A 13,642-nucleotide genomic window follows, 5' to 3' on the forward strand; every position below is an offset into this window, starting at 1 on the left:
TCATCCGCCGTGATGATGCTCGGCGCGGTAATCCGGTAGCCGTTGGAAATCGACGCCTGAGAAGTCTTCGCGACGTCCTTCTGCCACAACGGTAACAAACACGCAGCATATTCCCTGGGAGGCTTTTCACTGGTCTTGCTGAGGTTTGGCTCACCTGGCACCAACGACGCCGGTAACGAGCAACCCGTCAACAGAGCCAGGCTCAAAGTGCCGATCCATACGCGCATGCTGTTTACCTGTTTCGAAAAAACGTGAATGTACCGTTTAACCGTGTGCACATCCATCGTGGCACCCCGCCGTTACCGAAGATTGGACAATTTTTCACATCCGTTCAGCCGGGCGTCAGATGACCTGGCTGCATCTGCAAAAATGCGACTACTCTTTTCTACCGAGAATGTTCTGGAGGTGATCATGCGGCTCAATGAATATGAACACGAACTTCAACGGGATCTGCAAAGCGTGGCGTCGGACCTGAGGTGGTCGGCAGTCGACCTCAAGCGCATCGCCGAACAGCTGCGCAAATCCGGTAACGAGGCAGACGCCCAGACTGTGTTGCGTTCTTGCGAAATCCTGCAAAGCGACGAGGAGAGATTGCAGATCTATGCCAAGGAGGTAAAAGCCCGGACCATCAGCCGAATCAAGGTTCACTGAGACTTAGTTCAAACAGCAAGCCCCGGGACGCACCCGGGGCTTTTTCGTTACGACGCGTCAACTGACATTTTGCCTTTGCACCTGCCTGGGACGTTGCCTGTAACCGGGAAGCGCTGCCGCATAGGCCATCGCCTCTTCCCTGGTGGTAAATGACGCCAGTCGATCACCTTCAGTGCAGACCCGCCATGGGCCGTTGTTCACGCTGAGCACGTCGTAACCGTTCATGTGCAGCTTGTTCAGCATTGGAATGCTCATGAGCACCTCCTTTTTGCCAACGGGTATTTTCGGTGTAAGTGCTCACCTTACACCCGCTCCCCGCTGCGCTGTAAACCGGATATCGCGCGCCGTCCCGTCAATAGGCTGGCACTTTTCCGTGTCGAAATGGCTCCCAATTCAAAGGGAACCTTTAAACCCGCATGCGGCTCGAATATTGCAGTTTGATTACAGTTTTATGACACGCACCAGCAGGGCATTCATGAAAGTACGCGCCACCGTCATTTGCGAGCAGGATCGGCACATCCTCCTGGTTCGCAAACCCCGCCATCACTGGTCATTGCCCGGCGGCAAGGTCGAGCCCGGGGAAACCCGTGCGGCGGCGGCCGTGCGCGAATTGCAGGAAGAAACCGGGTTGAATGCTGACGAAGTGCTGTACTTGATGGATCTGCAGTCGGGGAGTACGCGGCATCACGTCTATGAGGCTTCGGTGGTCAACATTGACGATGTCCGCCCACAGAACGAAATCGTCGACTGCATCTGGTTTCCGCTCGATGCCGTGCACAATCTTGAGACCAACGACGCGACACGGCGCATCGTGCGGGCCTTTCAACGGCGTTTATAGCGATCAACCGGCGAAAGCTCGGCGCCCCGCGTTGATTTCCGTGCGCAACTCACCGATGAAGTTGGAAATATCGCGAATCGTGACCAGATGCTCGGGAGATACGCCATCCAGCAACAGTTCTACACGCCCGCTGCCCGGCTCATACACCTTGATGCGCAACAACCCCTGCTCCGTTGGCGCGCAATCACATTTGTACGTGGGAAAGCCTGACTCGACGATGCGGCAAATATCGGCAATGGCAAGCATGGACGGGCGCCTCGCAGGCGGAGAATCGATCCATCGAGCATAGATGCAGGAAGTGCTTATTGCCCGGCCCGCAAATGCCAAGTCGATCACAAAGTACTCACGCCACTCAATGCGCGTCGTGATCCCAGATCCAGTTCCACATTCCGGGCAGATTCACCGGTTCAGCGCTTTGCTGAACAGTACGCGCCAGCGCGGCTTTTTCCAGCGCGGCCTGATCGTCGTAGAACGGCTTGTCCGCCAGTCTGACCCCGGTCGCCGCCGCGCTATCGAGCAGAATCTGCAGATATTCCCGGGTGTGGCGCGCCGTGTAACGATTGAGATCATGGAACGTCACGACCAGCGGAATCACGCCGTCTACCGTGGGCAATTGACCAAGGGCGATACGTTCGCGCACTTCCGATAACTGCCGCAGCATGTTTGCGCGGCGCCGCGGGCTGGCGCTAAAGCCCCAGATCTTGCCGTCATTGGCACTCAAATCCGTGAGCAAGACGTGCAAGCCATGTTTCCGGTAGGCCGCAAATGTGCGTTTGTCATAGTTCCAGAACGGCGGGCGCAACAGCTTGGGCGGCGCCCCGGTGATCGCGGCGATGTCAGCACTGCCATCGGTCAGCGACTGCTCCAGTTCCTGCGGGTCGAGTGAGCGATGGTTGGTGTGCCAGTGGGTCGCGGTGTGAAAAGCGAGAATATGTCCCTCGGCCTGTTCGCGATGCATCAGGCTGCGGCCGATCTCGCTGTCGCCTGCCCTGGGTGCTCGGGTCTGCACAAAAAACACGGCTTTGATGTCTGGTTGCACCGGATTGCTTTTGAGGCTGTCGAGAACAGTGGCGGTGGGATTCCAGAATCCTGAAGCGCTTGGACCATCATCGAACGTCAGCAGGAAACGCACGGGCGCCTGGGCTCGCAGACGGCTCTCGGTTTGCGCGGTCATTTCGATCGGCGCGGCGATGCAGCCGGCCAGACCCAACGCGATGAGCGCAGCACAAAGAAGTTTGCATCCGGAAATCATGTCTTGCCCTGAGGCCGCGGCCGTCGTGTGATCGAATGGCAAAACTCCCTCGCCCTTTGTCCATCCCTGCGCAGCTATCTGCGAGCGCAGGTTGGATACGGTACACAGGGTTTGGTTCCGGTGCTGGTTTTCAGTGCGTCAAGGCTTGTTGAAATGAAGTGTCGATGATGCCCGCCGTGGCCAGCGGTGCCGGCAGTGCCTTGACTTTGAACAGGAAGTCCGCCGTGCTCTGCAGATCCGCAGCCGCCTGTTGATCCACCGGCCCGACGCTCATGTGCGCCTGGCGTAACCAATGTCGTGAGACCTGTTGATCGAGGTTGGCCTTTTTCGCCCAGAGGTCAGCGTACTCGTCGGTGTGGTTATCAACCCAGGCGCGCGCCTGTTTCAATCGTCCGAGAAAATCGGCAATCGCCGCACGCTTGCTGTCGATGGAAGGAGTCGACGCAGCGATGGCGCTCAGCCCTGGCATCAGGTTTTTCGCCGTCAGAATCGGTCGCGCACCGGAGAACACAATCTGTTGCGAGATATACGGCTCCCACACCGGAAAGGCGTCAATGCTGCCCTGTGGCAGCGCGGCGGCCGCGTCGATCGGCATCAGCTTGACGAAGTCGACGTAGTTTTCCGGTAACCCGCCCTGCTCCAGCGCGCGCAAAGTCAGTTGCTGACTCCAGGCTCCCGGCCAGTAGGCGACCTTTTTGCCCTTTAGATCGGCAATGGTTTTCACCGGCGAGTCCTTGGGCACCAGCAAGGCAATGGTGTCGGGATTCTGCCGCGTTACGCCGATCAGTTTCACTGGTGCCTGTTTAGCAACGAGAAACAGAAAACCCGAATCGCCGAGAAACCCGAGGTCCAGCGAGCCGCTCTGCAACGCCTCGGCGAGCGGCGCGGCAGCCTGGAAGTGTTTCCAGTCGACTGTATAAGGTGCGTCTTTCAACACTCCCGAGGCCTCAATCGAAGCGCGGATATTGTAGTAGTTCTGATCGCCGACATGCAGGACCAGAGGCTCCGAGGCGTAAGCAAGTGGTGAGGTCAACAAGGCAACGGTCAGCGCGCGGCGGAGGAAACAAGACAACTTCATGGCGAGTCCTGCAGATGGGATTTACATAGACCATAACGCTCTTGATTTCAGTTTTTAAATTCTAATTTTGCATAACGTAAGCACGGTATTACCGCACGGTGGAACCATCCACGCAGGCGCAACTAGACTGAGATTTCTCGAGGAGATTTCAGTCATGTGCGGAAGACTCACGCAGTACCGCGGGATTCACGATTTCGTTGCGGTGTTGAGCATCCCCGATGCTTTGATCAATCACGTTGGCGATGCGCCGCTGGATCGCTACAACGCGGCGCCCACCACGGCGCTGACGGTTGTGCATCAACACGAACGGGCCATCCATGCTGACAATTTGCGCTGGGGCTGGCGCCCGCACTGGGCCAGGGATCGTGCCCCGCCCATCAACGCTCGGGTGGAAAAAGTCGCCCACGGCGCGTTCTTCCGAGCGATCTGGCGGCAGCGGTTGATCGTGCCGGTGGACAACTGGTTCGAGTGGGTTGATAGCGGGGAAAAATCCCGACAGCCGTGGTTGATTCGTCGCGCGGACCACACCCCGGTTTTCTGCGCGGGCATCGGCCAATTTCCGGCACCGGGGGCTGCGCCGAGGGATGACGATGGATTCGTCATCATCACCGCCGACAGCCTGGGCGGCATGCTCGATATTCATGATCGCCGCCCCGTGGTTTTCGATTCGGCGCGAGCTCGGGAATGGCTTGATCCGGCTACGCCAGTGGACCGCGCCGAGCAGATGTTGCTGTTTGAGGGCGAGCCCAGCGAGGCCTTCGAGTGGTACAAGGTCGGCAAAGCGGTCGGTAATACGCGTAATCAGGGTGCGCAGTTGATAGAGCGAGTCGACTAAATGATCCGTGCATCCTTGCGTTAATCAACCAACGGCTCCGCTGAGTCCCCCGCGTTACAGAAAGTGTTTCAACCGCGATACAACCCTCATGAAACAGCCGTTTGAGCGAATCAACCGCCTGTCAGACATTTCGACAGTCATACATACATTTTTCCGTACTGCGGATAGCATGCGCGCCGCCTTTCCGATTGGTATACCAGTTGACCAAAGAGTCAAAGAAATCAGGAATCCATCAACAACTTTCAAGCCTTGCAGAGAAATAAGTGAGCGACGATTTTGCAATCAAACAGGTCAGCGGCCTGAAGTGTGTCCATCTGTCCAAGACAGAACGCCTGGAACTCGACTGTTTTATCGGCCATTACATCAAGACCCGAAACCTGCACAGCGTGCCCGACATCGAACGCACCCTGCGCAGCACCCTTGAGGGTTATCCCGGCCATCCGCCGGTGATGGTCAATGAGCTCAATGCGTGGATCGATCGAACGTTGGGGTATCGCGCGACATACCCGGACTTCACGCAGCTGGAAGACCTCTGAAACGCGAAGAGCCCCGCTGACTGCGGGGCTCTTCACATGCGTTGTTCAAGGTTTCAAAGGACGCTCCTGATCGCGGTCCGACAGCTCGCGGCTGTCATCGCGCTTCCAGGTTTTTTCCTGTCTCTTTTGTCGCTCGATCTCTTCCTCTGTTGGCTCATCTTCTTCCGGACGCGTTTGCTCGTTTGCCATATCCACTGCCCTCACAACAGTTGATCATTGTTAAGGGTAGAACACATTTCTTCGCCCAAATTCACCACCGAATGTTGTCCCGCGCGGCGTACCATAGCGCCATCCATCTTTAACGTCAGGAAGACGCCATGCTGTACCGAATCGCCGCCGACGGGCTGGTGCTGTTTCACTTGTGTTTCATCTTGTTCGTGCTGTTCGGCGGGCTGTTGGTGCTGCGCTGGCCACGGCTGCTATGGCTGCATTTGCCAGCGGCCGCATGGGGAGTGGCGGTCGAGGTGTTGCACCTGACCTGTCCGCTGACCTACTGGGAAAACCTGATGCGCCACGCGGCCGGGCAGACCGAATACGCCGGTGGCTTCATCGAGCATTACATCTGGCCGATCATTTACCCGGCGGGTCTGACCCCGCAGATACAACTGGCACTCGGCAGCGTGGTGCTGGCGGTCAACCTGCTGGTGTACGCACGACTGCTGCGCTCGTGGAAACTGCGCCGCGCCCGACGCATTCCGTTTTAACGCGCGGCTGGCTTCAACGTCTCCAGCCACTGCGGATCGAAGCGTGGCTGGTCAGGATCGAGGCCCTGCGCCTGCATCCGCGTCTTGTGCTGTTCGACTTCGTCACGCAGTTGTCCATGTTCGCTGGAGTTGCCGTCCAGCTCATGCATTTGCAGCAATCCGAGGTGATAGAAACGCAACACCTTCATCGCCGTCGGATCGTTGTTCTGCACCGCCGCTGTCACCTGATGCATGACATTGGTGATGCTCATCAGATTGCGCTTGAGGCGCCAGCTGTACACCGCCGGGGCCATCCAAGTCTGGTGCCAGAACCGCCCGCGCAACAGCGCCGCCGTCAGCAGGAATGCCACGAATACGCCGCCAACATTGAAGCGCAGATTATCGCCGTCCGGCTCACCGAACACTGCTACCGCAACAGACGAAAACAGCATGGCCAACAGCAGAAACAGCACGGCGATGATGATCGTGCTGCGGCGGGTCTGCTGACGAAAGGTAGCGGGGTCCATCGGCTGAATCTCGAACATCGAAAATGACTTCCCTGAGTGGCAAAACGCGCAACGGAAAAAACTCGCCAGCGCATTATCGCATCGCACCGGGTTTTAGCTATGCTGGGGCTCCTTTTCATCTTTTCAAAGTCCAACGGGACATGGCGGTATAACGCAGATCGTGCCATCTTCATTCATGGATACACACTATTCGGATGCCATCCGCTGCGTTGTGGATGACATCGTTTTAAGGATCACTGCATGACCCAACGACACGTAATCAATGCCTCGGTCAGCCCGAAAGGCAGCCTGGAAACCCTTTCTCAACGTGAAGTTCAGCAACTGAGCGAAGCCGGATCCGGCAGCACCTATACCCTCTTCCGCCAGTGCGCCCTGGCCATCCTCAACACTGGCGCGCATGTCGACAATGCCAAGACCATCCTCGAAGCCTACAAGGACTTCGAAATCCGCATTCACCAACAGGATCGCGGTGTGCGCCTGGAGCTGCTGAACGCTCCGGCCGACGCGTTCGTCGACGGCGAGATGATCGCCAGCACCCGCGAAATGCTCTTCAGCGCCCTGCGCGACATTGTCTACACCGAGAACGAACTCGACAGCCAGCGCATCGACCTGAGCAATTCCCAAGGCATCAGCGACTACGTGTTCCACCTGCTGCGCAACGCGCGCACCCTGCGCCCGGGCGTCGAACCGAAGATCGTGGTGTGCTGGGGCGGCCACTCGATCAACACCGAAGAATACAAATACACCAAGAAAGTCGGCCATGAACTGGGCTTGCGCAGCCTCGACATCTGCACCGGTTGCGGTCCGGGCGTGATGAAAGGCCCAATGAAGGGCGCAACCATCGCCCATGCCAAGCAGCGCATTCACGGCGGTCGCTACCTCGGCCTGACCGAGCCAGGCATCATCGCCGCCGAAGCGCCTAACCCGATCGTCAATGAGCTGGTGATCCTGCCGGACATCGAAAAGCGTCTGGAAGCCTTCGTCCGTGTCGGCCACGGCATCATCATTTTCCCGGGCGGCGCCGGTACGGCCGAAGAGTTCCTGTATCTGCTCGGCATCCTGATGCACCCGGGCAATGAAGGTCTGCCGTTCCCGGTGATCCTCACCGGGCCGAAGAACGCTGCGCCGTATCTCGAACAGCTGGATGCGTTCGTCATTGCAACCCTTGGCGAAGCGGCGAAGCAGCATTACGAGATCATCATCGACGACCCGGCCGAAGTGGCGCGGCAGATGACTCAAGGCTTGAAAGCGGTGAAGCAGTTCCGCCGCGAGCGTAACGACGCGTTCCACTTCAACTGGCTGCTGAAGATCGACGAGGGCTTCCAGCGCCCGTTCGATCCGACCCACGAAAACATGGCCAACCTGAAACTGCATCGCGACCAGCCGGCCCACGAATTGGCCGCCAACCTGCGTCGGGCGTTTTCCGGAATTGTCGCTGGTAACGTCAAGGACAAGGGCATTCGCCTGATCGAAGAACACGGGCCATATCAGATCCGCGGTGATGCGGCGATCATGCAGCCGCTTGATGCGCTGCTCAAAGCCTTCGTCGCCCAGCACCGGATGAAGTTGCCGGGCGGCGCGGCGTATGTGCCTTGCTACCAGGTCGTCGCATAGTCTCAAGCCGTCACAAAACCCAATGTGGGAGCTGGCTTGCCAGCGATAGCGGTCTTTCATTCACAGAGACGTTGAATCAGATGACGCTTTCGCGAGCAAGCTCGCTCCCACAGGATTTATGGTGTGGCGCAAATTGTAGTCACAACCTAAATTCCCCCTGTGGGAGCGAGCCTGCTCGCGAAGAAGCCCGAAAAAACACATCAATCTTTCGGGCTATCCACCAACCGCCGAGCCAACGCTTTGGCCTGCGCAGCGACGTCCGCCACCGCCGTACTCTCCCACCACATCCCGCGCAACGGCGGGCCCATGGCGAACAACCGAGCGCTCACCTGCCCTTCGGCATCCACCACTGCGCCGTCCTTTGCTGTGATCCCCAGCGCCAGCGGCCCCGGCTGCACCAGTCCCCGCGCCAGCAATTGCTGCGGCAACGGTCGTGCGACTCGCCGCCAGTCGTATTCGATACCGCTGGAGTTGATCAGCGCCGCACCGCTCACTGTAGATGTTTCAGTCTCACCCCGCGGACGGATGCGAATGGTCACAGCATCGCCCGCGCCGGGCTCAATGCCCTTGAAAGACGCTGCATGAATGCGCAAGCGCCCTTCCTGGTGCAGCCGTTCGATCAACTCGGCACTCAGTGGCGGCGAACGATGGTGATGACTCTCCCACCATGGCCGTACATGCCGTACGAATTGTCGACGCTGCACGTCAGTCGCCTGACTCCACAACCGCGCGATATGCGCGCGAACCGTATCCAGCGGCGCCTGCCAGTCGATGCCTTGGGCGATTGCGTCGCGACAATGTCGGCGCAATTCGCGCAACAACTGGCGGGGCGTACGGATGCTGTGATCTGCTGCCAGAAAATCCACCCAGGCCGGCGGTTGACGGCGCACGTGCGGCAGCAGGCCATGCCGGGAGAACACCTCGATCGGCCCGCGATGCCCGGCCTGCTCGAGCGACACCACGGCATCAACCATGGTCAGACCGGAGCCGATGATCAGCACGGTGGACTGCGGGTCGAGTTCACGCATGGCCGCCACATCCCAAGGATCGAGCGCGGCGGCGTTAAGGCCACTGGATTGCGTCTGCGGCGTGCGAGCGGCAGGATACATGCCGGTGGCCAGCACTGCCTGCGATCCACGCAAAATCTGGCCATCGCTCAAGGTGAGCTGCACTGAACCAGCATCAACTTGCAGGTCGACGGCTTCAGCACAGAAATGTTCAACGGTCGAACCTTGCAGCGTACCCACTGCTCTGGCTTCGGCCAGACGCTGTTGCACGTACACGCCGAACAAGCCTCGAGGCGGAAACAGTTCACTAACCGGCACATCCTGCTCAGCCGACTCCGGCCAGCCGCCGCCGGCAATATGCGCGGTCAGCCACTGCGTCAGATCATCAGGATTATCCGGGTCGACGCTCATCCGCGCCGCGTTGCCGTTCAGCGTATGTCCCAACTCGACTGCGCTGTAAGCCTCACCACGTCCCAATTCAGCACGCGGCTCGATAATCGCAATTCTTCGTTGCCCAGACAGGCGTAACAATTGCACCGCCAGCATGGTGCCACTGAGGCCGCCGCCGATGATCAGGATGTCCGCAGGCTGTCCCATTCAGATCACCACATTACGCACGAACCGCGCAGCCACATCGCCATCGTTGCGGTAGGCATGCGGTTGATTGCTGGCGAACATGAAAAACTCTCCTTTGTTGATGTGCTGCGGCTGCTCGCCGAGCATCAGCGTCAGGCAACCCTCAAATACGTAAATCTGCTCGCTCCAGCCATCGGCGTCCGGTTGCGACGGATAAACTTCGCCCGGTTGCAGGCACCACTCCCATTGCTCGACTTCGCGGCTCGCGGTGGCTTTGGACAGTAGCACGGCTCTGCTGCCGGGAATCGTGCCCGCCCAGGCAACCTCGTTGATACGGCTCGGATCGCGCGCATCGTGCGCCTGGATCAGATCACTGAAGGCAACGTCGAGCGCTTCGGCAACGCGATCAAGCGTGGTCAGGCTGACATTCTTTTCTCCTGCCTCGATTGCTACCAGCATCCGTCGGCTCACCCCGGATTTTTCTGCCAGTGCGGTCTGGCTCATATCCGCAGCATGGCGCAGGCGTCGAACGTTCTGGCTGACGTGTTGCAGAACGGAGGCTCGCTGAGTCAAATCTTTGTGCACTATATTGCTCACTCGGTGGGGTTGGGCAGTATACTGCGCAACGTTGGCGGCATTGTGCGGCCTCCCTTTTAATGTGCGCAAGGTCATGATGTCGCCAAACAATTCTGCGTCCCGAATCCGCTTTTCCCGCTTCAGCAAAGCCGAGTGCGTGCTGGTGCTGATCACCATGATCTGGGGCGGCACGTTTCTGATTGTGCAACATGCCATGACGGTCAGCGGCCCGATGTTTTTCGTCGGCTTGCGCTTCGCCGCAGCGGCGGCGATCGTGGCGATGTTTTCCTGGCGGCACTTGCGCGAGTTGACCTTGTTCGAAGTCAAGGCAGGGTCGTTCATCGGTGTCGCGATCATGCTTGGTTATGGCTTGCAGACGGTCGGGTTGCAGAGCATTCCGAGCAGTCAGTCGGCGTTCATTACCGCGTTGTATGTACCGTTTGTGCCGCTGCTGCAATGGCTGGTGCTGGGTCGGCGTCCAGGGTTGATGCCAAGTATCGGAATCATGCTGGCGTTTACCGGACTGATGCTGTTGTCGGGCCCGTCGGGTGCCGCGCTGAATTTCAGTCCCGGAGAAATCGCGACATTGATCAGCGCCGTTGCGATCGCGGCCGAAATCATTCTGATCAGCACGTTCGCCGGGCAGGTTGATGTACGGCGAGTGACGGTGGTGCAACTGGCGGTGACGTCGGTGTTGTCGTTCCTGCTGGTGGTGCCGACCGGCGAAGTGATTCCGGAGTTTTCCTGGTTATTGCTGGCGACGGCTTTGGGCCTGGGCGCGGCGAGTGCGGCGATCCAGGTGGCGATGAACTGGGCGCAGAAGAGCGTTTCGCCGACTCGGGCGACGTTGATCTATGCCGGTGAGCCGGTATGGGCCGGAATCGTTGGTCGGATTGCCGGGGAGCGTTTGCCGGCGATTGCACTGGTGGGCGCGGGGTTGATCGTTGCGGCGGTGATAGTCAGTGAGTTGAAGACCAAGGGAAGGTCCACCGAGGCAGAAGCTGAGTTGGAGCGGGAAACGCAGGGGTGACCCGCAATCTCTTAGGCTGCACCCATGCTTTTGCGAGCAGGCTCGCTCCCACATTTTGAAAATGCATTCCAGTGTGGGAGCGAGCCTGCTCGCGAATGCGCCGCACCTTCGTTGCCCCTGAAACAGCGCCAAACACAAAATTCCAGACTACTTTGTAGGATTCTGAGACATCCTCGCGTTTGGTGATCAGGGAGCTGGCACGTATGATGCTTCACAAACTTCCGCAGATTAGAAGCCTATGTCCCTGATAGTTCTACTGCTTCTGCCGTTCATCGGCAGCTGTCTGGCAGCAGTGCTGCCGCACAATGCGCGTAATGCCGAATCGCTGCTGGCGGGTCTGGTCGCTCTGATCGGCACCGTTCAGGTCGCAATGCTGTACCCGCAAATCGCCCACGGTGGCGTAATCCGCGAAGAATTCATGTGGTTGCCCAGCCTTGGGCTGAACTTCGTTCTGCGCATGGACGGCTTCGCCTGGCTGTTCTCGATGCTGGTGCTCGGCATCGGCACACTTGTCTCTTTATATGCCCGTTATTACATGTCGCCGGACGACCCGGTGCCACGCTTCTTCGCGTTTTTCCTGGCATTCATGGGCGCCATGCTTGGCCTGGTGATCTCCGGCAATCTGATTCAGATCGTGTTTTTCTGGGAGCTGACCAGCCTCTTCTCGTTCCTGCTGATCGGCTACTGGCACCACCGCTCCGATGCGCGGCGCGGTGCTTATATGGCGCTGATGGTCACCGGTGCCGGCGGATTATGTCTGCTGGCGGGGGTCATGATCCTCGGCCATGTCGTTGGCAGCTATGACCTGGACAAGGTCCTGGCCGCCGGCGATCTGATTCGCGCACATGCCCTCTACCCTGTTCTTTTGCCACTCATCCTGATCGGCGCGCTGAGCAAAAGCGCGCAATTCCCGTTTCACTTCTGGCTGCCTCACGCCATGGCGGCACCGACGCCCGTCTCGGCCTATCTGCACTCGGCGACCATGGTCAAGGCCGGGGTTTTCCTTTTGGCACGTCTGTGGCCGTCGCTGTCCGGCAGTGAGGAATGGTTCTACATCGTCAGCGGAGCGGGCGCCTGTACGCTGTTGCTCGGCGCGTACTGCGCGATGTTCCAGAACGATCTCAAAGGCTTGCTGGCCTACTCGACCATCAGCCATCTCGGTCTGATCACTTTGCTTTTGGGCCTGAACAGTTCACTGGCCGCGGTGGCGGCGGTGTTTCACATTCTCAATCACGCGACGTTCAAAGCTTCGCTGTTCATGGCCGCCGGCATCATTGACCACGAAAGCGGTACCCGTGACATTCGCAAACTCAGCGGCCTGATCAAGCTGGTTCCCTATACGGCAACACTGGCCATGGTCGCCAGCGCCTCAATGGCCGGCGTGCCGCTGCTCAACGGTTTCCTGTCGAAGGAGATGTTCTTCGCCGAAACCGTGTTCATCAACGCCACGGCGTGGGTCGAAACCAGTCTGCCGATCGTCGCGACCATCGCTGGCATGTTCAGCGTCGCCTACTCCCTGCGCTTCACCGTTGACGTGTTCTTCGGCCCCACTGCTACTGATCTGCCGCACACCCCGCACGAACCGCCACGCTGGATGCGCGCACCCGTCGAGTTGCTGGTATTCACCTGTCTGCTGGTGGGGATTTTCCCGGCGCAGATCGTCGGGCCACTGCTCGCTGCTGCCGCGCTGCCCGTAGTTGGCGGGGAGTTGCCGGAATACAGCCTGGCCATCTGGCACGGCTTGAACGCGCCGATGATCATGAGCCTGATCGCCATGTCCGGCGGCATCCTCCTCTATCTGCTGCTGCGCAAGCAGTTCAAACTGGGCCGTTTCAAGTACCCGCCGCTGGTGGGCCGCTTCAACGGCAAGCGTTTGTTCGAGCGCAGTCTGGTCGTGATGATGCGCCTCGCCCGGCGCGTCGAGCGGCGACTGGGCACCAAGCGCTTGCAGATGCAGCTGTTTCTGATGGTATTGGCCGCCGTGCTCGCCGGCCTGATCCCGATGCTGCACAGCACCCTGACCTGGGGCGACCGGCCGAAGATCCCTGGTTCCATCGTCTTCGTGACCCTGTGGCTGCTGGCGATCGCCTGTGCGCTCGGCGCCGCCTGGCAGGCGAAGTATCACCGTCTGGCTGCCCTGACCATGGTCAGCGTCTGTGGCCTGATGACCTGCGTGACCTTCGTCTGGTTCTCCGCGCCGGATCTGGCACTGACGCAATTGGCGGTAGAAGTGGTGACCACGGTGTTGATCCTGCTCGGCCTGCGCTGGTTGCCGCGACGCATCGAGGAAGTCTCGCCGCTGCCAAGCAGCCTGCGCAAGGCGCGCATTCGTCGTCTGCGCGACTTGCTGCTGTCGATCGCCGTCGGTGCGGGTATGGCGCTGTTGTCCTACGCCATGCTCACCCGGCAGACGCCGAACCACATTTCCTCTTTCTACCT

17 protein-coding genes are annotated in these 13,642 nt (G+C 59.2%); 8 read left to right on the forward strand and 9 right to left on the reverse strand.

Annotation, left to right across the window (positions count from 1 at the left end):
* A partial coding sequence (locus tag D6877_RS29645) for a hypothetical protein (protein WP_130911929.1) occupies nt 1–227 on the reverse strand: 227 nt, incomplete at its 3' end.
* 184 nt (nt 228–411) lie between these two features.
* Here D6877_RS29645 and D6877_RS20435 point away from each other — a divergent pair.
* On the forward strand, nt 412–651 hold the full coding sequence (locus D6877_RS20435; RefSeq protein WP_041480783.1) for a hypothetical protein: 240 nt from the start codon (nt 412–414) through the stop codon (nt 649–651).
* 57 nt (nt 652–708) lie between these two features.
* On the opposite strand, the gene D6877_RS20440 is transcribed toward D6877_RS20435, so the two are convergent.
* Nucleotides 709–906 (reverse strand): DUF2188 domain-containing protein, encoded by a 198-nt coding sequence (locus tag D6877_RS20440; RefSeq protein ID WP_130911930.1) that lies wholly within the window; start codon nt 904–906, stop codon nt 709–711.
* A 220-nt stretch (nt 907–1,126) separates the two neighbouring features.
* On the opposite strand from D6877_RS20440, the gene D6877_RS20445 reads away from it, so the two are divergent.
* Nucleotides 1,127–1,489, forward strand: coding sequence for an NUDIX hydrolase (locus D6877_RS20445; RefSeq protein ID WP_130911931.1), 363 nt, complete (start codon nt 1,127–1,129; stop codon nt 1,487–1,489).
* 3 nt (nt 1,490–1,492) lie between these two features.
* Here the strand turns inward: D6877_RS20445 and D6877_RS20450 are convergent, their stop codons facing one another.
* From D6877_RS20450 to D6877_RS20460, 3 genes are all read right to left on the reverse strand, one after another.
* The gene (locus tag D6877_RS20450) at nt 1,493–1,735 is read right to left on the reverse strand and encodes a DUF1652 domain-containing protein (RefSeq protein ID WP_130911932.1); all 243 of its coding nucleotides are present in this window, start codon (nt 1,733–1,735) and stop codon (nt 1,493–1,495) included.
* 106 nt (nt 1,736–1,841) lie between these two features.
* A complete protein-coding gene (locus tag D6877_RS20455; protein ID WP_130911933.1) occupies nt 1,842–2,741 on the reverse strand; it encodes a polysaccharide deacetylase family protein in 900 nt (299 codons plus the stop codon).
* A gap of 130 nt (nt 2,742–2,871) precedes the next feature.
* Entirely contained in the window at nt 2,872–3,819 is a 948-nt protein-coding gene (locus tag D6877_RS20460; protein ID WP_130911934.1) for an ABC transporter substrate-binding protein, read from the reverse strand.
* Between the two features lie 154 nt (nt 3,820–3,973).
* On the opposite strand from D6877_RS20460, the gene D6877_RS20465 reads away from it, so the two are divergent.
* Both D6877_RS20465 and D6877_RS20470 read left to right on the forward strand, forming a co-directional pair.
* The gene (locus D6877_RS20465) at nt 3,974–4,654 is read left to right on the forward strand and encodes an SOS response-associated peptidase family protein (protein WP_130911935.1); all 681 of its coding nucleotides are present in this window, start codon (nt 3,974–3,976) and stop codon (nt 4,652–4,654) included.
* 263 nt (nt 4,655–4,917) lie between these two features.
* Nucleotides 4,918–5,190, forward strand: a complete 273-nt coding sequence (locus D6877_RS20470) for a hypothetical protein (RefSeq protein WP_042606722.1) — start codon at nt 4,918–4,920, stop codon at nt 5,188–5,190.
* 45 nt (nt 5,191–5,235) lie between these two features.
* Here D6877_RS20470 and D6877_RS29440 read toward each other — a convergent pair whose 3' ends face one another.
* On the reverse strand, nt 5,236–5,379 hold the full coding sequence (locus tag D6877_RS29440) for a hypothetical protein (RefSeq protein WP_178083721.1): 144 nt from the start codon (nt 5,377–5,379) through the stop codon (nt 5,236–5,238).
* A 128-nt stretch (nt 5,380–5,507) separates the two neighbouring features.
* Between D6877_RS29440 and D6877_RS20475 the strand changes: the two genes are divergently transcribed.
* The gene (locus D6877_RS20475) at nt 5,508–5,894 is read left to right on the forward strand and encodes a DUF2784 domain-containing protein (protein WP_130911936.1); all 387 of its coding nucleotides are present in this window, start codon (nt 5,508–5,510) and stop codon (nt 5,892–5,894) included.
* Here D6877_RS20475 and D6877_RS20480 read toward each other — a convergent pair.
* Complete coding sequence (locus D6877_RS20480; protein WP_130911937.1) at nt 5,891–6,418, reverse strand: DUF3087 domain-containing protein; 528 nt, start codon at nt 6,416–6,418, stop codon at nt 5,891–5,893. The two genes, D6877_RS20475 and D6877_RS20480, sit on opposite strands and share 4 nt — an antisense overlap.
* A gap of 222 nt (nt 6,419–6,640) precedes the next feature.
* Here D6877_RS20480 and ppnN point away from each other — a divergent pair, with 222 nt between their 5' ends.
* On the forward strand, nt 6,641–8,014 hold the full coding sequence (gene ppnN / locus D6877_RS20485; protein ID WP_125918542.1) for a nucleotide 5'-monophosphate nucleosidase PpnN: 1,374 nt from the start codon (nt 6,641–6,643) through the stop codon (nt 8,012–8,014).
* Between the two features lie 200 nt (nt 8,015–8,214).
* On the opposite strand, the gene D6877_RS20490 is transcribed toward ppnN, so the two are convergent.
* Together D6877_RS20490 and D6877_RS20495 are read right to left on the reverse strand one after the other, a co-directional pair.
* On the reverse strand, nt 8,215–9,618 hold the full coding sequence (locus tag D6877_RS20490; RefSeq protein WP_130911938.1) for an FAD/NAD(P)-binding protein: 1,404 nt from the start codon (nt 9,616–9,618) through the stop codon (nt 8,215–8,217).
* Nucleotides 9,619–10,182, reverse strand: coding sequence for an XRE family transcriptional regulator (locus D6877_RS20495; RefSeq protein WP_130911939.1), 564 nt, complete (start codon nt 10,180–10,182; stop codon nt 9,619–9,621).
* Nucleotides 10,183–10,267: 85 nt separating this feature from the next.
* Here D6877_RS20495 and D6877_RS20500 point away from each other — a divergent pair, with 85 nt between their 5' ends.
* Both D6877_RS20500 and D6877_RS20505 read left to right on the forward strand, forming a co-directional pair.
* Entirely contained in the window at nt 10,268–11,203 is a 936-nt protein-coding gene (locus D6877_RS20500) for a DMT family transporter (protein WP_130911940.1), read from the forward strand.
* 238 nt (nt 11,204–11,441) lie between these two features.
* A partial coding sequence (locus D6877_RS20505) for a monovalent cation/H+ antiporter subunit A (protein WP_130911941.1) occupies nt 11,442–13,642 on the forward strand: 2,201 nt, incomplete at its 3' end.

Source organism: Pseudomonas sp. Sample_9 (genome assembly GCF_004307535.1).
Classification (GTDB): Bacteria; Pseudomonadota; Gammaproteobacteria; order Pseudomonadales; family Pseudomonadaceae; genus Aquipseudomonas; species Aquipseudomonas mercuritolerans.